Origin of the sequence: Streptomyces sp. CC53, from assembly GCF_001865245.1 — a bacterium.
Lineage (GTDB): Bacteria > Actinomycetota > Actinomycetes > Streptomycetales > Streptomycetaceae > Streptomyces.
Window position 1 is genome coordinate 76,145 of the sequence record NZ_MKXB01000137.1, and the last position, 21,237, is coordinate 97,381.

Genomic DNA, 21,237 nt, shown 5'->3' on the forward strand with positions numbered 1-21,237 from the left:
GCGGGCGGGTGGGCGCCCTCCAGGCTGTCGGGAGCGCCTGGGAGGCCGGGGCGTGCGGAGGAGCCGGGGAGGTTCGGGGAGTCGACGACGCCTGGAGAACCGGCGGCGCCCGGGCGGGTGTAGGCAGTCGCCGCGGCAGAGGAGGAGACGGGGGCAGAAGACGAGACCGGGACGGAGGAGGAGACGGGGGCGGGAGCGGCAGAGGCAGCTCCCGAAGCGATGGGAGTGGCAGAGGCAGTGGAGGCGGCAGGTGGTGAGGAAGCAACAGGGACATCGGGGGCGGTGGGGGCAGACGCGGCGGTCGGGGCGGTGCAGCGGTCCGTCCCAGGAAGGTCCACGGCGTCGGGCAGGGTCTCGCCGTGACCGTGACCGGCGCGCAGGCCGCTCCCGTCATCGCGCTGCTCCGCTTCGCGGGAACCGGCCCGGCGACGGCTCCCACCGCTCTCCGCCGGAGCGCCGGAACCCGCCTCTGCCTCGCCCCCGCCACCGGTGGTCGCGGTGTCCACGTGTGCGGTCTGCCAGGTGCGCGGCGGCGCCGCGGCCGCCGGTTGCCCGGTCACGGCCTCGGATCCGCACAGGGACCCGGCCGCCCGGGCGCCGGTGGAGCGCCCGCCGGGCAGCCATTGCCCGGCCGGGGTGCTCGGCGTGACAGCCGCTTCAGCGTCGGCCCGAGCCGAGGAGGCCGTGGCGGCACGGTGGAGGAGCGTGCCGAGACCGCGGGTGGTCAAGGCGGGCGCCTGATCCGCCGAGGGCCGCCGCGGAGCGGGGGTGAGTCTGCCGTGACGGTCCCCGGTGGCGGGCACGGCGTTCCCGGAGTCCCTGCCTCCGCCAACGGCGGCTTCGCCGGGCGGCTCCTCCGGGGCCGCGGGGCCGGGGCCGGTCTCGTCGGCGAGGCGGTGCAGGAGGATCCCGTGCCGGAAGGCCACCTCTCCCACGTCGGCGCAAGTACCCCCGTACACGTGGAGCCGGTTGCCCGACTCGGTCACGACCTCCAGGGCACGGCGGGCGGTGCGGGCCTCCCGGCCGAGCAGCGCGGCGAGTCGGGCGGCGTGCGGGGTGTGGACGGCGACACGCGGGCGCAACCGTGTGGCGGCGAAGGACTGCACGTCCTGGTCCGCGACCAGCCGCCCGGCGGCGACGGCGACGACCCGGTCGGCGACGCGCGCGGCCTGCCGGGGATCGGAGGTGGTGAACAGAACGGTGCCCCCGTGGGCGGCGTGAGCCCGCAGCACTCCGCTCAGCCACCCGGCCTCGCGGGGGGAGAGGCCGGCGGCGGGTTCGTCGAGGACGAGGGTGTGCGGGTCCCCCAACAGGGCGGCGGCGATGCCGAGTCGGCGTTCCATGCCGAGGGAGAGGGTGCCGAGCCGCTGGTCGCGGAGTTCGGCGAGGCCGACCACGTCGAGGAGTTCGTCCGCGCGTTCGACGGGCACCCCGGTGGCCGCACAGAGCATCCGGAGCTGTCCGCGGACCGTACGGGCCGGGTGACCGGGCACGTCACCGAGGAGGACGCCGACCTCGCGGAGCGGGTGGGCGACCCGGTCCAGCGGACGGCCGCGGAAGTAGGTGACGCCCCGGCCCTGTTCGAGGCCGAGCATGAGCCTCAGGGCCGTGGTCTTGCCCGCGCCGGCCGCGCCGAAGAGGGCGGTGACGCGGCCCGGCCGCGCCTCGAAGGTGAGGTCGTGCACAGTGGGCGGCCGGTTGCGGCGGGGAGTGCTGGTCAGTCCGATGGCCTGGAGCATCGCTTCTCTCGCGGGAGGTGAGACCGCTCGGCGGCAGGGCGGGTACCGCAGCACGATAACGCCACATTTCGGACTTTCAGCGCAGCGTCTCGGAAGGTCGGCGAAGGCCGGTGCACCGCCGGCACCCGATGGAAGGCATCAGCGGCGGCCCGCGACGACCGCTGTCACACTTCCGGTCGCAGCATCGGAGGGTTGAGCAGGGTCGCACCACCGGCGCGGAACAACTGCGCGGGGCGCCCGCCCTGCCGCGTCGTGGTCCCGCCCGCGGGCACGAGGAAGCCGGGCGTGCCGGTGACCTTGCGGTGGAAGTTCCGCGGGTCGAGGGCGACGCCCCAGACCGCTTCGTACACCCGCCGCAGCTCTCCGACGGTGAACTCCGCGGGGCAGAACGCGGTGGCCAGCGAGGAGTACTCGATCTTGGACCGCGCCCGCTCCACACCGTCGGCCAGGATGCGCGCGTGGTCGAAGGCGAGCGGGCCCGCCTGTTCGCCGCTCCTGTCGGGACCGCTGTCGGCGCTGAGCAACTCCTCCACGGCGGCCCAGCGCACGCTGTTGGCGTCGCCGCCGGGTCGGGGTGCCGGCAGGTCGGGGGCGAGGGCGAGGTGGGCAACGCTGACCACGCGCATGCGGGGGTCGCGCAGGGGGTCGCCGTAGGTGGCGAGCTGCTCCAGGTGGGCACCGGCCCCGGGGGCGGCTTCGGGGTCCCCCGGCTCGTGCACGCACAGCCCGGTCTCTTCCGCCAGCTCGCGGGCGGCGGCCGCGTCCAGGTCCTCATCGGGCCGTACGAATCCCCCGGGCAGTGCCCAGCGGCCCTGGAACGGCGGCTCGCCCCGCCGCACGACCAGCGCGCACAGGGCGTCACGGCGAACCGTGAGCACGACCAGGTCGACGGTCACGGCGAAGGGCGGGAAGGCCGAGGGGTCGTAGGGGGGCATGACGCGATCATAGTCGTCTTCCTGACGATAAACACGCCCTCGGCGATCTTCCCGCGATGCTGCGCGCACTGTGGTCACACCCCCAACTGGAGTCCGGGGGCCGCTTCCTCCACCATGCCGAGACCCAACCTGCTGACGCGCACGGCGAACGGTTCCCCCGCGACGCGCAGCCCGGCAAGCCTGATCGCCCCCAGCGGAGCGCAGCGTACCGGCTGGAGGGCCACCGTCCGGGCGGGAGCGTCGGGCCGGATGCCCGCCAGCGCCACCAGAACGTGCACGGCGGCGGCCGCAGAGACGGCGGCCGGGCGGCAGGCTGCCGGGTGCGGCACGGGCGCGCCCCCTGCCGTTCGCTGCTCCCCCGCATACATCTCCGGTAGCCGGTACGCAAAGGCCTCGGCGGCATCGAGCAGGCCGCGCAGCAGTCCGGCCGCCTCCCTCTCGTAGCCCGCGGCCGCGAGCCCGGCGACGGCGACGGCCGTCTCATGGACCCGCACGGCCCCCGCGCGGTGGCCGAACGGGTTGTACGCGGCTTCCTTGGCGGCCAGCCCGCGCAGCCCCCAGCCGCTGTCGCAGGAGGGGCTCCCCAGCAGCCTCGCGAGCTGTTCCGTCTGAACCTTGTCCAGCAGGCCCTCGGCGATCCGCCCCACACCGAGCATCCCGGTGTCCAGCAGATGGGCGGCTCCACCTCCGAGCACCGGGACCGGCCGTCCCTCCACGGTGAGCGCCGCCGCCGGCCGCCCACCCGCCGGGTCCTCGCACCAGAAGTCCGCCCCGAACCGGAGACGCAGCGCCCGTGCCCAGTCCCGCCATTCCTCGGCCCCGGGCCGGTTGCATGCCTCCAGCAGGTCGGCGCCGAGCAGCGCCGCGCGGTGAGCATGAGCCTGGGTCTCGGCGCGGCTGACTCCCGCGCCGGGCCCCGGCTCGGCGACGAGCCCGCTCTCTCCGGCCGCGCCCCGCAGCCATCGCATGCACCGCTCCGCGGTCGGCAGCAGTTCGGCCAGTTCCTGCTCGGGGAGCCCCCACAGCCGGGCCTCGGCGAGCACGGCGGGGAAGGCCAGGGTCGCCTCGATCCCCGTGCAGACCGGTGGGAGGTACGGCCCGGCGTCCCGCAGTGGGCCGGCCACACGCCCCTCCGACGCACCCGCGCCGGTCCGCACGGCCCTGGCGACGCTGCGCAGCGTGCCCGCCGCGAGCTGCGTACCCAGGGGGAGCAGCATGCGCGCGGCCCACAGCGCCTCGGCGGGGGCCGCGCCGCAGCGCCACGGCACGCCGGCGGCGAGGTGGATGTCCGCCGGGTGCGCCGGGTCCCGCACCAGGAGGGCCCGCACGTCATCGAGGCTGGTGCGGAGCAGCGGCTCCACCCGCGGGTCGTCGCCCTCGGCGAGGCCCTCCGGAAGGCACTGCCCTCCGCTGCGTGCGACCGGCCGGGCCGCGCGGCCCGCGTGGACACCGACCTCGATGGTGCGGCGTGCCCCGGGGCCGAGGACCAGCTCCCAGCGCAGCACGCCAGCCGAGGCCAGGGCGTCCTTCGGCGGCGGGTCGGCAGTGACGACGGCCTGCGCGCCGTCCGGTGCCGACCAGCGCAGCCCTGTGCCGTGGACGGAGGCGCGCAGTTCCGGTCCCGCCCGGCCGGCGGCCACGGCACCGAGCGCGGCCAGGTCCGTGCCGAGGGCCAGTTCGACGGGAAGGCGCAGGGGGCGCCCCGTGGCGTTGCCGAACGTGATCCGCTCGGTGCCGTCGGCGTCCCGGGTCCGTTCGACCGTGGCTCCGGGGTCGGGCCCGAGGTCGGCGGGTGTGCGGACCGCGCCGAGGAAACGTGCCCGGTCGGAGGCGGCCATGCGCCCCTGGAGGACGAGTGGTTCCTGGTCGAAGACCCGGAGTCGACTGCGGGAGAGCAGTCGGCGACCCGACTGGTAGACGCCTTCGAGTCCGCGGCCGACAAGCTGACCGTCCTCGGCGGAGAGCGCCATGCACGGCAGGGCGACGCAGACGAGCGCACCGTGCACGGAGAGGGGTTCCGCCACCCGGGCGGCAGGGAACGGCACCGCTCGCCCTGCGGCGGGCTGCCTTTCGCCCGGTGGGCGGGCCGGGGCCGCGTCGGGGCCTGTGGATGCGCCCGGTGGCACGGCCGGGCCGCCGGACGGCCGGCCCGGGGGCGCGCCGGCGGGACGGGGGGAGGGTGCGCGGGCAGTGCGGTCCATGGGTCGTCTGCTGAGCCTTCTGTGCGCTCCGGACAGCCGCTGGAGGTACGGCGGCACGGGTCGGTCGACTCCGCCACAGACGTGAACGCCGCACGGCGCACCCTGGTCACGCCCGCGCCCCCCGCCCCGGTGCTGTGTCGCCCCGGCCACCGGCACGGCTTCCGTTCCCCGCCCGGGTCCGTGGACTGCTCCCTGCACCGCCCGGAGCGGCGTGGGAGGGACGGCTCCGCACCTCACCTCCCGTCCCGGCTCCGGCTCCGGCTCCGGCTCCGGCTCCGGCTCCGGCTCCGGCTGAGTGTGGGGTCCCGGGCGTCTGCGGCGCGTCCACGGACGGCACGGCGGAGGCGGGCGGGCTCGTCGCGGTGCGCCCGGAGCCGTCGGCGGGGCGCGCCTGCGCCGGGCCGAAGGCACGGGTGGCGGTCGGCGAGGCCACGGCGTGGGGTCGGGGCGTGCGTCGCGGCTCGCCCCGGGGCGGGCGGGGCCCCGACCGGCCACTGCCGGAGGGCGAGGGAGTGCCGGAGCCTGCGGCCGAGGCGGCCCGCGCCGTACGGCCCACCCGGGACGTGCGGGCGCGCATCCGGCGCCGCGCGCCCGCACCGGGCAGGCGCCCGCTCGGCCGCGAGGCACCGGTCAGGGCGCCGGTCGCCTCCCTCGCGGCGCGCTCACCCCGCAGGCACTGCCGCAGCGACTCCGGATCCACCTGCTCGTTGCACGCCTGGTGGAGGAGCCTGGCGAAGACGTACTCCGGGTCGGCTTCCAGGGCGAGCCCGAGGGCCACACGGGCGCTGGGCTCGTCATGCGTGGACCAGGCCACCCAGCCGGCCAGGCACAGCGGCGCGGCGGCGTGCTCTCCGTAGGCGCCGACGCAGCGCCGAGCCAGCGCCCGCCACAGCCGCAGCGCGGGGGCGGCGTCCGCACCCTCCATCCATTCGGCAGCCCGGTCCCTGGTCAGGCGGTCCTGAAGTCCGACGATCAGCTCTGCCGCCTCCTCGTGTGTGAGGAGCCGGTCGTCCGCGGCGTCGGCCTCCGCCGGGACCGGGGGCTGGGGCCGGTCGGCGAGGCGCCGGATGAGCCGCCCGGCCCTCCGGATCGTCTCCTCGCGCACCCGCTCGCAGCCCTCGGTGCCCACCATCCGGTGCAGGAGTGCCGCGCTCGCCTCATCGAGCGCACTGAGCTGCTCGGCCACGGCTCCGGTGGTCCAGGGCCGCAGCCGCGCCTGCATGTCGCGCAGCGAACCCCGGAGATGGATCCCGGAGTACGCGGCTGCCGCCGCCATCACCGACGTGCCGGGCTCGGCCAGTGCCCGTCCGCCCGGCGGGCAGCAGTCACTGTCGGGGCAGCAGTAGGACCAGAAGCGGCCGGCGGAGATGCACAGTGCCTCGTACACCGGCACGTCGAGGGCGCCGCAGGCGGTGCGCAGCTTCTGGGCGAGGGGCCGCAGCCGCTCCATGACGCCCCGGCCCGTCTCCCCTTCGCCGGGATCCTGGCAGAGGAAGACCACGATGCCGTCGGGCCTCGCGCCCTTCCGCTCGCTTCCGCCCACCAGGCACTCGGCGAGCTGCTCGGCGACGGGCTCCCATTCGCGCGGGGAGCGGGGGATGCCCAGCCGCAGCCGCCCGCCGAACCTGCCGCGCTCGCCGTGCAGGGCCAGCAGCACCACGCTGTCCGTGGGGTGGAAGCCGAACATGTACGGCAGGGCGTCGGCCAGTTCGGCCGGACCGCGCAGGGTGAGCTGCGGCCCCTGTCCGAACAGGACGCGGTCGGGCCGTGCCGGCCCCTGCCCGACTCCGTTCTGAGTGCTCGCGCCGTCCTGTGGGCTCGCGACGTCCGCCGTGCCGCGGCCGTCACCCGTTCCGGCCGGACCGTCCGTCGCCCCCGCAGCGCCGCCCGCCTGCCTCTCCGGCGTGCGCGCCCCGTGCCGGCCCGCTCCTCCCCGCATACGTGTCTCTCCCGCCGTGCCGTGGTCGTCAGCCGTCCCGTCCCCGTCCGGCCGGGCGGTGTCGTCGGGACCCGTGATGTCGTCGTGTCGTTCGTTCATGGCATGACGGTCCCGCGTCCCCGGCCCCCCGTCGAGCCCTGTGGAAAACCCCCGGCCTGCGGCGTCTGCGCTGTCCACAGGGCTTGACGGCGGCCGGAAGCGGGGGCGGCCCTGCGCCGTTCGACCGGCCTGTTCGCCCGGTGTCAGTCCTGTGCTGTTCCATGTGAGGCATGGACCACACGCAGCAGGGAGATCTCCGCGCGACCGCCGACGCCGTGCTCGCCCGCCTGGTCGGCGACGCCACCGGCACGGCCAGGCTGCGCGAGGACCAGTGGCGGGCGATCGAGGCACTCGTCGCGCACGGCAGACGCGCCCTGGTCGTGCAGCGCACGGGCTGGGGCAAGTCGGCGGTGTACTTCGTGGCCACCGCGCTGCTGCGGGCGTCGGGTTCGGGCCCGACCGTGATCGTTTCGCCGCTGCTCGCGCTCATGCGCAACCAGGTGGAGTCCGCGGTCAGGGCCGGCATCCACGCACGGACCATCAACTCGTCGAACCCGGAGGAGTGGGACGCGATCCAGGAGGAGATCGCCGAGGGCCGGGTCGACGTCCTGCTGGTGTCCCCGGAGCGGCTCAACTCGCTGGGCTTCCGTGAGGAGGTGCTGCCCCGGCTCGCCGCCGCGGCCGGGCTGCTCGTCGTGGACGAGGCGCACTGCATCTCCGACTGGGGCCACGACTTCCGGCCCGACTACCGCCGGCTGCGCAGCATGCTGGCGGAGCTTCCCCCCGGCGTGCCGGTCCTGGCGACCACGGCGACCGCCAACGCACGCGTGACGGCGGACGTCGCCGAGCAACTCGGCACGGGGGCGGGCACCGACGCGCTGGTGCTGCGCGGGCCCCTCGACCGGGAGAGCCTCAGCCTGGGCGTGATCCGGTTGCCCGACGCGGCGCACCGCCTGGCCTGGCTCGCCGACCACCTCGGTGAGCTGCCGGGTTCCGGGATCGTCTACACCCTCACGGTCGCAGCGGCCGAGGAGGTCGCCGCGTACCTCCGCCAGTGCGGGCACACGGTGGCTTCGTACACGGGCCGTACGGAGGACGCCGACCGGCGCAGGGCCGAGGAGGATCTGCTGGCCAACCGGGTCAAGGCGCTCGTCGCCACGTCGGCGCTCGGCATGGGGTTCGACAAGCCTGACCTCGGGTTCGTCGTGCACCTGGGCTCGCCCTCCTCCCCCATCGCCTACTACCAGCAGGTGGGCCGGGCCGGGCGAGGAGTGGAGCACGCCGAGGTGCTGCTGCTTCCGGGCCCGGAGGACGAGGCGATCTGGCAGTACTTCGCGTCCGTCGCGTTCCCTCCCGAGGAGCAGGTGCGGCGGACCCTGGACGTGCTGGCGGGCGCGGGCAGGCCCCTGTCGCTGCCGGCCCTGGAGCCGCTGGTCGAACTGCGGCGCACCCGGCTGGAGACCATGCTCAAGGTCCTCGACGTGGACGGCGCGGTGAGCAGGGTCAAGGGCGGCTGGACCAGCACGGGGCGCCCGTGGTCGTACGACGCGGAGCGGTACGAGCGGGTGGCGCGGCAGCGGGCCGCGGAACAGCAGGCGATGCGGGACTACGTCGCGGCGTCGGGGTGCCGGATGGAGTTCCTGCGGCGGCAGCTGGACGACGAGGAGGCGGCCCCGTGCGGACGCTGCGACAACTGTGCGGGGCCCCGTTTCGACCCGAAGGTGTCGGCGGCCGCCCTGGACCTGGCGCGTGGCGAGCTGCGCAGGCCGGGTGTGGAGCTGGAGCCGCGGCGGATGTGGCCGACCGGTCTCGCGGCGGTCGGGGTGGACCTCAAGGGCCGCATTCCCGCTGGGGAGCAGGCGTTCGCGGGCCGGGCGCTCGGCCGGCTCTCGGACATCGGCTGGGGCAACCGGCTGCGGCCGCTGCTGGCGGAGCAGGCGACGGACGGGCCGGTGCCGGAGGACGTGCTGGACGCGGTGGTGCAGGTGCTGGCCGACTGGGCCAAGGGGCCGGGCGGGTGGGCGTCGGGCGGACCGGACGCGCCGCCCCGGCCCGCCGGGGTGGTGACCGTCCCATCGCGCGGCCGACCCGAGTTGGTGGCGTCGCTCGGCGCGCGGATCGCCGCCGTGGGCCGGATGCCGCTGCTGGGCTCCCTCGCCTACGTACCGGAGGAGGCCGGTGCGCGGATCTCGCGGACGAACAGCGCGCAGCGGCTGTGCGGTCTGCACCGGGCCCTGACCGTGCCGCCCGTGCTCGCCGAGCGCCTGGCGTCCGCCGACGGTCCGGTGCTGCTGGTCGACGACTTCGCGGACAGCGGCTGGACGCTGGCGGTCGGGGCGCGGCTGCTGCGCCGTCAGGGCGCACCCGGTGTGTTTCCCCTGGTCCTCGCGGTCGCAGGCTGAGACCGGCGGTAACGGAATTCACCACGTCGGAATTGGGCCCCATACCATCCCATTCCCGTCAGGGGCCCCAATTGCTCGTTGCCGCCCACCCATGCCGCCCGCAAGAATCGGATTGAGCCCCTACACGGCCATTCGCGGTCCGACAGGGCCGTGTGGCGGCACGCCCCCACCCGTCCCTGCCCGCTCTGTGGGCGCGTATGCGAAGGGAGGACCGTGACCTTCGGATTCGCTCCGTCCGCAGCCGCTTCGTTGACCACGCCGACCGCCTCCGCCAACCGGCTCGCGCGCATTCTTGAACCGGACGAGTGGGCGGCCGCCGAAATTCCCCTGCTGCGCAATCCCCGTGAGGTGGTCACCGGATTGCACGCGCGGCATCGACCGACACCGGGAACCGTCGTCGTCGCCGTGCTCGACCACGGGGAACGGCTCGCGGCCAGCGCCTCGTTCCGGCCCCGGCCGACCGCGGCCGACGGATGGGAGTTCCGCAACGCCCTGCTCGCCCACCTGCGCCGTGTCGTCCCGCACGACCTGCGGCGGCGCGTCCCCGTCCGTACCGCCGTGCTGCTCTCCTGCCGGGAGGGCGACGAGCGGTGGACGGCCGAGGACGGCGCGTGGTTGTGGGGTCTGCGGGACGCCTGCACCCTGCACGGCCTGCGCTGCGGTGCGTACATCACGCTGACGCAGGGCGGCTGGCAGGTGCTGGGTGACGGGCGCGGCGGGCGGCACCCCCACTCCGCATCCCCCGCGGGCGACCTGGCGGATGCCCTTGCCGGCGGGGACCAGGAGGCGCCGCGGCGCGCGAGCGGCGCCGCCGGGCCCCTGCGGCGCACGGCTGCGCGCTGAGGCGCAGCACGGGTCGGCGGAGTCACGACGGCGCACGCCGGGCGCTGCCCCACGGTGTCCCGCGCCTGCCGCCCCGGTGCAGCCGCCGCCGAGCCTCGGGCTCGGCGTGCGGCAACCGGCATGAGGCGCCCGGCAACCGGCCTGCCGCCCCCGCCCCCGCTCCCGTGGGGTGCCGAACCGCGGGCGGGCCGACCGTCGCTCCTACGGAGCGGCTCAGCCGCTCCTAGGCCGCGAACCGCTGCACACACGCCGCACGGCCGCGCCGCCGCCGTGCGCGCTGCGGCGCACGCGCCCCGTACCACCCTGGGCAGGGGCTCGGCGCGGCCTGCGGACCACGCGGCACGGTGCGCCGCTCGCCGTCCGCTGCGGCGTGCAGGCGAGGCGCCGTCAGACGCCCGCGCCCAGCACGGCGTTGACCCGCTGGGGGTCACCGCACACGATCAGCAGCGTGCCGGCGCGGTTCAGGGCCGCCGGCAGGGCGCGGACCGTGGCGGCCTCGTCGCCGCCATTGACGGCGACGACCACCACGGGCCGGTCCGAGGCGCGCTCGACGGCGGACGCATCCGCGAAGAACACGTCCTCGCGGGCGTCGTGCTGAGCCCAGTACGAGGCTTCGCCGAAGGACAGCTCGTGCGCCGCCCACGGGTGCTGCTCCCCCGTCGTGAGCACCAGGATGTCGCCGGGTGCACGGCCGCTCTCCAGCAGGAGGTCGACCGCCTCCTCCGCGGCGTCCACGGCACCGTCCGCCGGGGCGGGAATCAACTGGATCTGGGGTCGGGCCTTTTGGCTACCGGAACGATTCTCCGCCGCCGGCTTCGGCCTGGCAGGACCGGGAGCCGGGCTGCCGGGCCGGGGTGTGGCCGCGGAACGCGGTCCGGGTACGGGACGGGGTCCGGGTACGGGACGTGGGGTCGGCGCGGGCCGGCCGGCGGCCGGCGTGGCGCGGGGACCCTGGGCACTCTCGTGAATCTGAGGCTCCTCGGGGATGAGAGGCATAAATGCATATGTATCAAACGCCGTTGCGGAAAGCATCGGCGGGTCACGTGCCCGGTCGCGGCCCGTGGGCCCGGACCGGGCGGAGAGTCAGCGGTCAGAAGTCGAAACCGAGCTGGCCCCCGCTCTCCAGGGCTGTCGCGTCGGCGGGGACACGGACCTTCTTCAGGTGCCGCCACTGCGGCAGCGCGTCCAGGTAGGCCCAGGACAGCCGGTGGTGCGGGGTGGGACCCCGCTCCGCCAGCGCGGCCTTGTGCGTGGGCGACGGATAGCCGGCGTTGGCACCGAATCCGAAGGGCGCGTATGCGGAGGACTCCTCCCCCAGCGCCGCCATGTAGGCGTCGCGCCGCACCTTCGCGAGCACGGAGGCCGCGGCCACCGCGACGCAGGACTGGTCGCCCTTGATCACCGTGCGGACCCGCCAGGGGTCGCCGAGGTAATCGTGCTTGCCGTCGAGGATCACCGCGTCCGGCCGCACCGGCAGTGCGTCCAGCGCGCGGACCGCCGCGAGCCGCAGCGCCGCCGTCATCCCGAGTGCGTCGATCTCCTCGGGGGACGCGGAGCCCAGGGAGTGGGCGGTGACCCACTGTGCGAGTTCCGCGGCCAGTTCGCCGCGCCGCTTGGGCGTCAGGAGCTTGGAGTCGGTGAGTCCGGTCGGCGGTCGGCGCAGTCCGGTGACGGCCGCGCACACCGTGACGGGCCCCGCCCACGCCCCGCGTCCGACTTCGTCGACTCCGGCGATGACTTTGGCGCCGGTGGTCGCCCGGATCGAGCGCTCGACGGTGTGGGTGGGAGGTTCGTACGGCATGGCGCCTGACAGGTTACGCCGCCCGTCCCGGCCCGCAACACCCGGATGCCGTTTCTGCGCGGTACCGGTGCCGTGCGGCCGTCGGCAGCCGTACGGGACAGCGGGGCGACGGCGGCGGGGCGGCACTCACCGCCGCGGCACGCCACCATCGTAGGCCCCGCGTGCGGCGCGCGGACACGGGCCGCCGGACGTCAGTACGCGGGCCCTGCCGGGAGCCAGCCCGGCAGGGCCTCGGTCCGCTCCCGCCAGTCCGCCGGCGGCGCCCCGGCCGGTGCCGCCGCGACGACGCCGCCCACGATGGCGCAGGTGGTGTCCACGTCCCCGCCCACCTGCGCGGTGGTCCAGAACGCCTGCTCGTAGTCGTCCAGGGCCCGGGCCGCCGACCACAGGGCGAACGGCACGGTGTCGTGCGCGCTGGTGCGCCGTCCGCAGCCGAGGACGGCGGCGACGGTCTGCGGGTCGCCGTAGTCCAGCATGTCCCGTGCACGCCGCAGCCCGGCGCCGACGGCGCTGCGCGGTACGAGGGCGATGACGGCGTCCAGGAAGTCCGTGGCCTTCGGCGGGCCTGCCGGGGCGGCGGCCAGTGCTGCCGCGGCCGCCACCGCCATGCAGCCCACGACGGCCTCGCGGTGCTGGTGCGTGGTGTACGAGGAGATCTCGGCCTGGTGGGTGGCCTGCTCGGGATCATCCGCGTACCAGGCGCCGAGCGGCGCGATACGCATGGCGGCGCCGTTGCCCCAGGAGCCCTGTCCCTGGAACAGGGCGGCGGCGAGCTCCCGCCAGTCGCCGCCCTCCCGGATCAGCCGCAGCATCCGGTTGACCGCGGGACCGTAGCCGCGGTCGAAGTCGTGGTGCTCGGCGAAGGAGCGGGCGAGGGAGTCCTGGTCGATGCGGCCGTGGGCGGCGAGGACGGAGACGACGGAACAGGCCATTTCCGTGTCATCGGTCCACTGCCAGGTGCCGGGGGGCAGCTCGCGGCGCTTCAGCAGGGGGTAGTGGGCGGGCACGAAGAACTGGGAGCCCAGGGCGTCTCCCACGGCCAGCCCCCGCAGGCTGGCCAGGGCGCGCTGGAAGCGCTGGGCGGAAGCGGAGTCAGCGGTCATCGCACCGCCACTCTATCCGGTGGGAGGGCGCCGCCCGGGGTGACGCCGTGCACGCCGGCACCCGCGGCGAGGCCGCTGCGCCGCGCCACCTCTCCCGCTCCGCAGGGCCGTGGCGGAGGGAGCGGCGCCGTGTACGGATCCGACCCGCGGACCCGCCAGAGGGGCTGACCGGGTCACCGCACCCTGTCGCGTCCTCCCGGGTCGGCCCCCGTCCGCGGCCTCAGACGGTCCACGCCGCGTCGAGGTCCACGACATCCCCCGTCAGGGCCACCACGTCGACGGCGAGCTGGGCGCGCAGCGCGAGCCGTTCCACCCGCTCGGTGCGGTACTTGCCGTGCTCGGCGGCGGAGCGCCACATGGAGAGGACGACGAACTCGTTCCCGGGGGCCTCGCCGAAGAGCCCGCGCAGCATGCCGGGGGATCCCGCCATGGCGGGGTTCCATACCTTCTCCTGCATGAGGGCGTAGTGCTCGACCCGGTCCTCCCGGATCCGGCTGTGGGCGACGCGCACGACGTCGGCGTCGGTGAAGCGCGGCTCGAAGCCCGTCTTCACGTCGAAGCGGTGATCGAACAGCCGCACCTGTGCGTCCGTGTAGGTGCCGGTCTGCGCGGCGGCCAGCCGGTCGTGGGAGCGGGCCATGAAGGAGTCGTAGAAGGCCCGGCTCTCCCAGAAGGAGAACACGTGTGCCACACCGGGGCGCAGTCGGCTCCATCCGCCGCCCTGCCCGCGGAACCCCGGCTCCCCCGGCAACCCCGCCCATTTCCGCTGCCCCCTCTCGAACCCCCGGCGGTCCACGACGGTGCAGCGCATCCACTTGACCAGCACCGCGCCATCGTACGGCGCGTGGCCCGGCCGGGTCCCGGCCACGGCGGACCCCGCCCCGGCTGCGGGGGCGTTCTCCCGGCTCCCGGTGAATCCGGGCGCGCCCGCGTGAGCCGTGCCGCCAGAATGGGCGCCCATGAGCTCCCTGCACGTGAATCCCCTGTTCGCCCGGCTCGACACGGCGCAGCGGGTGCTCGTGGCGGGCGCCGGCGGGGGCTTCGACGTCTTCGCCGGGCTGCCGCTGGCACTGTCGCTGCACCACCAGGGCAAGCGGGTCCACCTGGCGAACCTGTCCTTCAGCGCACTGGCGGGGCTGCCGTCCGAGGCGTGGCTCGCGCCGGACGTGGCCGTCGTGACACCTGAGACGGGAGTGCACCACCGGTACTTTCCCGAGCGGGTCCTCGCGGAGTGGCTCGCGCTGCACGGGCTGCCGAGCACGGTGTACGCCTTCCCCCAGGTCGGCGTACAGCCGCTGCGCGCGGCGTACCGGGCACTGATCACCCACCACGCCGTCGACGCGGTCGTCCTGGTCGACGGCGGGACGGACATCCTGATGCGGGGCGACGAGTCGGGGCTCGGCACGCCCGAGGAGGACCTGGCGAGCGTGGCGGCGCTGGCCGGCCTGGCCCCTGGGGACGGAGCGGCGCCCGAGTGCTTCGTGGCCTCGATCGGCTTCGGCGTGGACGCGTACCACGGGGTGAGCCACGGACTCGTCCTGGAGAACATCGCGGCGCTGGAGCGGGACGGCGCCTACCTGGGGGCGTTCTCCGTCTCCCGCTCGACGCGGGAGGGCGCGCTGTTCCTCGACGCCGTGGCCTACGCCCAGAGCCGGACGGAGGACCGTCCCAGCATCGTGAACGGCTCCATAGCGGAGGCGGTGCGCGGCTCCTTCGGGGACGTGCGGTTCACGTCCCGTACCGCCGACAGCGAGCTCTTCGTCAACCCGTTGATGGGGCTGTACTTCACCTTCGAACTGGCGGGTCTGGCGCGCCGCTGCCTGTACCTGGAGCAGATCGAGGACACCCATCCGATGCGGCAGGTGAGCAGCCGTATCGCGGAGTTCCGCGAGGACGGTGTGACCCGGCAGCGGCCACCGCGCGGCATTCCGCACTGACGCTCCGTGACACCATGTGCAAGGAGACCGGTGCGGGCGGCAGTTGGCCGGGCCGCACGGACAGGCAGCAGAGAGGGGGAGCCGATGAGCAGCCTCAACAAGGGGATCGCCAAGGCCGAGGTGGACCTCAGGTGGGACCCGAGCACGGGCGGCGGGCCCGTGCACGACCTGGACATCATCGCCGCGGTGTACCGGGCGGAGGACCCGTACGGGGAGCCCGCCTACCTGGTGCACTTCGACAGCCGTTCGCCGGACGGCACGATCACGCTGACCCGGGACAGCCGCACCGGGCAGGGCTTCGGCGTCGACGAGTCGATGGTCCTGGAGCTGGACCGGCTGTCCGACGCGTACGCGCGCGTGGTGGTGGGTGTGGCCATCCAGCAGGGCGGCGGCCAGGTCGTCTTCGGGCAGGTGGCACACACACAACTGGTGCTGAAGGAAGGCTACGACGAGCTGATGGCGGTCGACTTCAGCGGTCTGCGGGACGCCACGGCGGCGACCGTCGTGGAGTTCACGCGGGAAGGGGGCGGCCCCTGGCGGATGCACCCGCTCGTGCGCGGCTTCGACGGCGATCCGCAGTCCTTCGCCCGCGACATGGGCGCCCGCCTGCCCTGAGCCCGTCTCCGTCCCCGTCCCGGAGCGTGCGCCCGGCAGGGGCCACGGGCACAGGATCACGGCCATGCGGCGCTGCGCCTCCTGGACGGGCGGGCGCGGTACCCGCCGGCACGCCCTTCCCCCCGAGCCCTGGGCAGGGGTGCGCGCGGGGCTGGACGACAGGGGCCTGCCGCGGGAGCGCCGGGCCCGAGCAGTCCCGGACGCAGGGAGCGGCAGGGGTCTCGGCGGCGTACGCGGCGGCCCGAGCCCTCCCGGCGCACGGGCGGAACGGCGAAGGGGACCGGCGCTCGGCCGGTCCCCTTCGTCAGCGGCGGTTCAGGAGCACGCCGGCCGCCACGGCCGACGCGTCACCACCCGTTCTCAGCTGCACCCGCTGGTGGAGCCGCAGCCCTCGCAGATGTAGCAGGAGCCGGCGCGCTGCATCTTCGTGCCGCAGGAGAAGCACAGCGGGGCGTCGGCCTGGATGCCGAGCTGCATCTCGACGAGTTCCGCGGACGTGTGCGCCTGCTGCGGCGCCGGGACCTCGGCCTTCGCCTCGGGGGCGGCCGGCTTCGGGGCCTCCGTGGCCCGCGGGGCGGACTGGGCGAGGCCCTCCACGTCGACGTCCTCGTCGACGGGCTCGTACGAGCCGGTCTCCAGGTGGCGCTGGCGCTCCTCGGCGGAGTGGATGCCGAGTGCGGAGCGGGTCTCGAACGGCAGGAAGTCCAGCGCGAGGCGGCGGAAGATGTAGTCGACGATCGACTGCGCCATCCGGACGTCCGGGTCGTCGGTCATACCGGCCGGCTCGAACCGCATGTTGGTGAACTTCGAGACGTACGTCTCCAGGGGGACGCCGTACTGGAGGCCGACGGAGACCGCGATGGAGAAGGCGTCCATCATGCCCGCGAGGGTGGAGCCCTGCTTGGACATCTTGAGGAAGACCTCGCCGAGGCCGTCGTCCGGGTAGGAGTTCGCGGTCATGTAGCCTTCGGCGCCGCCCACCGTGAAGGAGGTGGTGATGCCGGGACGGCCCTTGGGGAGCCGCTTGCGGACCGGGCGGTACTCGACGACCTTCTCGACCTTGGTGGGCACCACCGCCGCCTCGGGCTCGGCCTTCTTCTCCTCCTCCTTCTTCTTGGCGGAGAGGGGCTGGCCGACCTTGCAGTTGTCGCGGTAGATCGCCAGGGCCTTGATGCCCAGCTTCCACGCCTCGAAGTAGATCTCCTCGACCTCCTCGACGGTCGCCGACTCCGGCATGTTGACCGTCTTGGAGATGGCGCCGGAGATCCACGGCTGGATGGCCGCCATCATGCGGACGTGCCCCATCGGGGAGATGGCGCGCTCGCCCATGGCGCAGTCGAAGACCTCGTAGTGCTCCTGCTTGAGGCCGGGGGCGTCGATCACATTGCCGTGCTCGGCGATGTGGGCGACGATCGCCTCGATCTGCTCCTCCTGGTAACCCAGGCGGCGCAGGGCCTGCGGGACGGTGCCGTTGACGATCTGCATCGAGCCGCCGCCGACCAGCTTCTTGAACTTGACCAGCGCCAGGTCGGGCTCGACACCGGTGGTGTCGCAGGACATGGCGAGGCCGATGGTGCCGGTGGGGGCGAGCACGGACGCCTGGGAGTTGCGGAAGCCGTTCTTCTCGCCGAGGCGGATCACGTCCTGCCAGGCCTCGGTGGCGGCGGCCCAGACCGGGGTGTCGAGGTCGTCCATGCGGACCGCGGTGCCGTTGGCGTCGGCGTGCTGCTTCATGACGCGCTGGTGCGCCTCGGCGTTGCGGGCGTAGCCGTCGTACGGGCCGACGACGGCGGCCAGCTCGGCGGAGCGCCGGTAGGCGGTGCCGGTCATCAGGGAGGTGATGGCACCGGCGAGGGCGCGGCCGCCGTCGGAGTCGTACGCGTGGCCGGTCGCCATCAGCAGGGCGCCCAGGTTGGCGTAGCCGATGCCGAGCTGGCGGAAGGCGCGGGTGTTCTCGCCGATCTTCTGGGTCGGGAAGTCCGCGAAGCAGATCGAGATGTCCATCGCGGTGATGACGAGCTCGACGACCTTCTGGAAGCGCTCGGCGTCGAAGGACTGGTTGCCCTTGCCGTCGTCCTTCAGGAACTTCATCAGGTTCAGCGAGGCCAGGTTGCACGAGGTGTTGTCCAGGTGCATGTACTCGCTGCACGGGTTCGAGCCGTTGATGCGGCCGGACTCGGGGCAGGTGTGCCAGTGGTTGATGGTGTCGTCGTACTGGATGCCGGGGTCGGCGCAGGCCCAGGCGGCCTCGGCCATCTTGCGGAAGAGCGACTTGGCGTCGATCTCCTCGATGACCTCGCCGGTCATGCGGGCGCGCAGGCCGAACTGCCCGCCGGTCTCCACGGCCTTCATGAACTCGTCGTTCACGCGGACCGAGTTGTTGGCGTTCTGGTACTGGACGGACGTGATGTCGTCGCCGCCCAGGTCCATGTCGAAGCCCGCGTCGCGCAGGGCGCGGATCTTCTCCTCTTCCTTGACCTTGGTCTGGATGAAGTCCTCGACGTCCGGGTGGTCGACGTCCAGGATGACCATCTTGGCGGCGCGGCGGGTGGCGCCACCGGACTTGATCGTGCCCGCGGAGGCGTCGGCACCGCGCATGAAGGAGACCGGGCCCGAGGCGTTGCCGCCGGAGGACAGCAGCTCCTTGGAGGAGCGGATGCGGGAGAGGTTCAGGCCGGCGCCGGAGCCGCCCTTGAAGATCATGCCCTCTTCCTTGTACCAGTCGAGGATCGACTCCATTGAGTCGTCGACGGACAGGATGAAGCAGGCGGAGACCTGCTGGGGCTGCGGCGTGCCGACGTTGAACCACACCGGCGAGTTGAAGCTGAAGATCTGGTGCAGGAGGGCGTAGGCGAGCTCGTGCTCGAAGATCTCGGCGTCGGCGGGGGACGCGAAGTAGCCGTGGTCCTCGCCGGCCTTGCGGTACGTCTTGACGATGCGGTCGATGAGCTGCTTCAGGCCCGTCTCGCGCTGGGGGGTGCCGACGGCGCCCCGGAAGTACTTGCTGGTGACGATGTTGACCGCGTTCACCGACCAGAAGTCGGGGAACTCGACGCCGCGCTGCTCGAAGTTGACCGAGCCGTCGCGCCAGTTGGTCATGACGACGTCACGACGCTCCCAGACGACCTCGTCGTACGGGTGCACGCCGGGGGTCGTGTGGACGCGCTCGACACGCATGCCCTTGCTCGCCTTGGTCCCCTTGGAGCGTGAGCCTCGTGCCGAGCCGCTCGCCGTCTCTGTCATGCCGCCTCCCATATACGGGCAAAAACACCCTGATGTGCCCAGATCTTCCCAAGGCACGGTCTCTGTCTGTTGTCATGAACGCCTGATGGACGCCCATCACAGGTCTTGTGGCCGCCACGACGCGGCCCGTCATCGGCCGACCCCGCGCCGGGGCGGCCGGTCAGCCGGTCAGTCGGCGGCACCCGCGGGCACCGGGACCTCCTGGGCCCCGCCGGCGCCGCGCTCCGATGCGGGCCGCCGCTCGCGCAGCTCCGCGATGGCGGCCTCGAAGTCCTCAAGCGTGTCGAACGCCCGGTACACGGACGCGAAGCGCAGGTAGGCGACCAGGTCGAGCTCCTGCAGCGGGCCGAGTATGGCCAGCCCCACGTCGTGGGTGGTGAGCTCCGCGCTACCGGTGGCGCGCACGGCCTCCTCGACCCGCTGGCCGAGCTGCGCGAGGGCGTCCTCGGTCACCGGCCGCCCCTGGCACGCCTTGCGGACGCCGTTGATGACCTTGGTCCGGCTGAAGGGCTCGGTCACCCCGCTGCGCTTCACGACCATGAGCGAGCAGGTCTCCACCGTGGTGAACCGGCGGGAGCAGTCGGGGCACTGGCGGCGGCGTCTGATGGACGTTCCGTCGTCGGTGGTGCGACTGTCGACGACGCGGCTGTCGGGGTGCCTGCAGAAGGGGCAGTGCATGGATCCCAACCCTCCTTCACAAGCACGACTGAACAGCCCGGCAACCCCTCGCGGGCCTCCCGAAGCAGGCACCAGCATAGGCGATCGCCACGCCTCCGACCGACCGGGGCACCACAACTTGTGGGCGGCGAGCCTCATGCAACCACTACATGTGGTGTCTGGCCGCTCATTCACTGTGTAGCGCGTGTCGCGCTGAGCTACCGGCCCGCGGCGGGCCACGAGCCTACGGCACGGCGGCCCCGCGGCGGTTTTCCGCGCGAACGCCGAGCGGGGAAAGGGTGCGAGGAAGCGGCGGGCGAGCACCGCCGCGCGCCCCCCGGCGCCCGGAAAACACGACGGGGAGGCTACCGTAATGGCCGGAATTCGCTCGATGGGCGACGGCGGGCGGGAAGCCTCCGGACCACCGGCGAGCGGTACGCGACGGGGCCGGTGGAGAGGGTCGCGCATACACGCCTCCCCACGCACACGTAAGCGTTTCCGGCTTTTTTCACTCGAACGTGTGTTTGGCGCAACCTTTCGAAAGCAACTACCGTTGTGCCAGCCAGGGAGACCATTCGAGAGGGGCCGACGTGACCACCACAGCAGACAGTGCCACCATCACCGCCCAGGACCGCTCCCAGGGCCGATTCGACCCGGTACACGCCATGAACGTCAAAAAGGCGAACGAGGTGACCGCCACGCCCGAGCCGCCCAAGCCGGCCCGCGCCCTGCCCGGTCGGCCTCCCGGCATCCGCGCCGACAGTTCGGGGCTCACCGACCGCCAGCGCCGAGTCATCGAAGTGATCCGGGACTCCGTGCAGCGCAGGGGCTACCCACCGTCGATGCGCGAGATCGGCCAAGCCGTCGGCCTCTCCAGCACCTCCTCCGTGGCACACCAGCTGATGGCACTGGAGCGCAAGGGCTTCCTGCGCCGCGACCCGCACCGTCCGCGTGCGTACGAGGTCCGTGGATCCGACCAGCCCAGCGCTCAGCCCGCGGACACCTCGGGCAAGCCCGCCGCCTCCTACGTGCCGCTGGTCGGCCGGATCGCCGCCGGTGGGCCGATCCTCGCGGAGGAGTCCGTCGAGGACGTCTTCCCGCTTCCCCGGCAGCTCGTCGGCGACGGTGAGCTGTTCGTCCTCAAGGTCGTCGGCGACTCGATGATCGAAGCCGCCATCTGCGACGGCGACTGGGTGACCGTGCGCCGTCAGCCGGTCGCGGAGAACGGCGACATCGTGGCGGCCATGCTGGACGGCGAAGCCACGGTGAAGCGCTTCAAGCGGGAGGACGGCCATGTGTGGCTGCTCCCGCACAACGCCGCCTATCAGCCGATCCCTGGCGACGAGGCCACCATCCTCGGCAAGGTCGTGGCGGTCCTGCGACGGGTGTGATCCATCCGTCGGCTCCGACCAGCCCCGGGACCTCTGCGCCGGTCCCGGGGCTGCTTACTGCCGCGCACACACGCGCGGCCCCGCTGGCAGGGGGACCGGTGTGCCGCACCGCGCTTGCCACACACGCGCGGCCCCACCCCACGTGGACGGGTGGGCGGGCAACCCCACAGTGCGCCCCTGTCGTGTGCGGAGCAGGCGCCGTGCTGACGTCAGCCCCGCCCCGGTCCAGGTCACGCCGTCCGGCCGCACCCACCGGCTGACCACCGACGACCGGGCACCGGCCGATGCGGCGCGCCCACCACCACAGCCACGGCCCACGCGAGGAGTCCCACGCCCCGGCCCCCGCCCCGCACGAGCCGGGCCCGACGGGATGCTCCCGCGCTGCGCCGTGC

Annotated in this window: 15 protein-coding genes; 5 read left to right on the forward strand and 10 right to left on the reverse strand. The window is 74.0% G+C overall.

Annotated elements, in window-relative coordinates; genetic code table 11:
• The 4 genes from BJP40_RS35500 to BJP40_RS31715 form a co-directional block, all read right to left on the reverse strand.
• On the reverse strand, positions 1 to 1,739 hold a 1,739-nt coding region (locus BJP40_RS35500; RefSeq protein ID WP_226962420.1), incomplete at its 3' end, for an ATP-binding cassette domain-containing protein.
• A 164-nt stretch (positions 1,740 to 1,903) separates the two neighbouring features.
• Positions 1,904 to 2,674 (reverse strand): NUDIX domain-containing protein, encoded by a 771-nt coding sequence (locus BJP40_RS12800; RefSeq protein ID WP_071280469.1) that lies wholly within the window; start codon positions 2,672 to 2,674, stop codon positions 1,904 to 1,906.
• Between the two features lie 74 nt (positions 2,675 to 2,748).
• Positions 2,749 to 4,875 (reverse strand): glycogen debranching N-terminal domain-containing protein, encoded by a 2,127-nt coding sequence (locus tag BJP40_RS12805; RefSeq protein WP_079171128.1) that lies wholly within the window; start codon positions 4,873 to 4,875, stop codon positions 2,749 to 2,751.
• A gap of 106 nt (positions 4,876 to 4,981) precedes the next feature.
• Entirely contained in the window at positions 4,982 to 6,913 is a 1,932-nt protein-coding gene (locus BJP40_RS31715; RefSeq protein WP_371258632.1) for a DUF4192 domain-containing protein, read from the reverse strand.
• Positions 6,914 to 7,083: 170 nt separating this feature from the next.
• On the opposite strand from BJP40_RS31715, the gene BJP40_RS12815 reads away from it, so the two are divergent.
• Complete coding sequence (locus tag BJP40_RS12815; protein ID WP_071280470.1) at positions 7,084 to 9,255, forward strand: ATP-dependent DNA helicase RecQ; 2,172 nt, start codon at positions 7,084 to 7,086, stop codon at positions 9,253 to 9,255.
• A 213-nt stretch (positions 9,256 to 9,468) separates the two neighbouring features.
• On the forward strand, positions 9,469 to 10,098 hold the full coding sequence (locus BJP40_RS12820; protein ID WP_071280471.1) for a hypothetical protein: 630 nt from the start codon (positions 9,469 to 9,471) through the stop codon (positions 10,096 to 10,098).
• A 387-nt stretch (positions 10,099 to 10,485) separates the two neighbouring features.
• Here the strand turns inward: BJP40_RS12820 and BJP40_RS12825 are convergent, their stop codons facing one another.
• From BJP40_RS12825 to BJP40_RS12840, 4 genes are all read right to left on the reverse strand, one after another.
• Positions 10,486 to 11,094 carry a hypothetical protein gene (locus tag BJP40_RS12825; RefSeq protein WP_071280472.1) on the reverse strand — a complete coding sequence of 203 codons (609 nt, stop codon included), beginning with the start codon at positions 11,092 to 11,094 and terminating at the stop codon, positions 10,486 to 10,488.
• Between the two features lie 94 nt (positions 11,095 to 11,188).
• Positions 11,189 to 11,899, reverse strand: coding sequence for a ribonuclease HII (locus tag BJP40_RS12830; RefSeq protein ID WP_071280473.1), 711 nt, complete (start codon positions 11,897 to 11,899; stop codon positions 11,189 to 11,191).
• A gap of 191 nt (positions 11,900 to 12,090) precedes the next feature.
• A complete protein-coding gene (locus BJP40_RS12835) occupies positions 12,091 to 13,002 on the reverse strand; it encodes an ADP-ribosylglycohydrolase family protein (RefSeq protein WP_071280474.1) in 912 nt (303 codons plus the stop codon).
• A gap of 220 nt (positions 13,003 to 13,222) precedes the next feature.
• Complete coding sequence (locus BJP40_RS12840) at positions 13,223 to 13,828, reverse strand: YdbC family protein (protein ID WP_079171135.1); 606 nt, start codon at positions 13,826 to 13,828, stop codon at positions 13,223 to 13,225.
• Positions 13,829 to 13,961: 133 nt separating this feature from the next.
• On the opposite strand from BJP40_RS12840, the gene BJP40_RS12845 reads away from it, so the two are divergent.
• Together BJP40_RS12845 and BJP40_RS12850 are read left to right on the forward strand one after the other, a co-directional pair.
• Positions 13,962 to 14,939 (forward strand): DUF1152 domain-containing protein, encoded by a 978-nt coding sequence (locus BJP40_RS12845; RefSeq protein ID WP_071280476.1) that lies wholly within the window; start codon positions 13,962 to 13,964, stop codon positions 14,937 to 14,939.
• 84 nt (positions 14,940 to 15,023) lie between these two features.
• On the forward strand, positions 15,024 to 15,554 hold the full coding sequence (locus BJP40_RS12850; RefSeq protein WP_071263883.1) for a TerD family protein: 531 nt from the start codon (positions 15,024 to 15,026) through the stop codon (positions 15,552 to 15,554).
• A 360-nt stretch (positions 15,555 to 15,914) separates the two neighbouring features.
• Here BJP40_RS12850 and BJP40_RS12855 read toward each other — a convergent pair whose 3' ends face one another.
• Together BJP40_RS12855 and nrdR are read right to left on the reverse strand one after the other, a co-directional pair.
• The gene (locus tag BJP40_RS12855; RefSeq protein WP_071280477.1) at positions 15,915 to 18,797 is read right to left on the reverse strand and encodes a vitamin B12-dependent ribonucleotide reductase; all 2,883 of its coding nucleotides are present in this window, start codon (positions 18,795 to 18,797) and stop codon (positions 15,915 to 15,917) included.
• A 168-nt stretch (positions 18,798 to 18,965) separates the two neighbouring features.
• Positions 18,966 to 19,475, reverse strand: a complete 510-nt coding sequence (gene nrdR / locus BJP40_RS12860; protein ID WP_071280478.1) for a transcriptional regulator NrdR — start codon at positions 19,473 to 19,475, stop codon at positions 18,966 to 18,968.
• Positions 19,476 to 20,044: 569 nt separating this feature from the next.
• Between nrdR and lexA the strand changes: the two genes are divergently transcribed.
• On the forward strand, positions 20,045 to 20,845 hold the full coding sequence (lexA, locus tag BJP40_RS12865) for a transcriptional repressor LexA (RefSeq protein ID WP_071263877.1): 801 nt from the start codon (positions 20,045 to 20,047) through the stop codon (positions 20,843 to 20,845).
• Positions 20,846 to 21,237 lie beyond the last annotated feature (392 nt).

Coding starts and splice junctions, on each gene's coding strand:
- BJP40_RS12800 (WP_071280469.1), bottom strand. CDS start 2,674: ATGCCCCCCTACGACCCCTCGGCCTTCCCGCCCTTCGCCGTGACCGTC.
- BJP40_RS12805 (WP_079171128.1), bottom strand. CDS start 4,875: ATGGACCGCACTGCCCGCGCACCCTCCCCCCGTCCCGCCGGCGCGCCC.
- BJP40_RS31715 (WP_371258632.1), bottom strand. CDS start 6,913: ATGAACGAACGACACGACGACATCACGGGTCCCGACGACACCGCCCGG.
- BJP40_RS12815 (WP_071280470.1), top strand. CDS start 7,084: ATGGACCACACGCAGCAGGGAGATCTCCGCGCGACCGCCGACGCCGTG.
- BJP40_RS12825 (WP_071280472.1), bottom strand. CDS start 11,094: ATGCCTCTCATCCCCGAGGAGCCTCAGATTCACGAGAGTGCCCAGGGT.
- BJP40_RS12830 (WP_071280473.1), bottom strand. CDS start 11,899: ATGCCGTACGAACCTCCCACCCACACCGTCGAGCGCTCGATCCGGGCG.
- BJP40_RS12835 (WP_071280474.1), bottom strand. CDS start 13,002: ATGACCGCTGACTCCGCTTCCGCCCAGCGCTTCCAGCGCGCCCTGGCC.
- BJP40_RS12845 (WP_071280476.1), top strand. CDS start 13,962: ATGAGCTCCCTGCACGTGAATCCCCTGTTCGCCCGGCTCGACACGGCG.
- BJP40_RS12850 (WP_071263883.1), top strand. CDS start 15,024: ATGAGCAGCCTCAACAAGGGGATCGCCAAGGCCGAGGTGGACCTCAGG.
- BJP40_RS12855 (WP_071280477.1), bottom strand. CDS start 18,797: ATGACAGAGACGGCGAGCGGCTCGGCACGAGGCTCACGCTCCAAGGGG.
- nrdR (WP_071280478.1), bottom strand. CDS start 19,475: ATGCACTGCCCCTTCTGCAGGCACCCCGACAGCCGCGTCGTCGACAGT.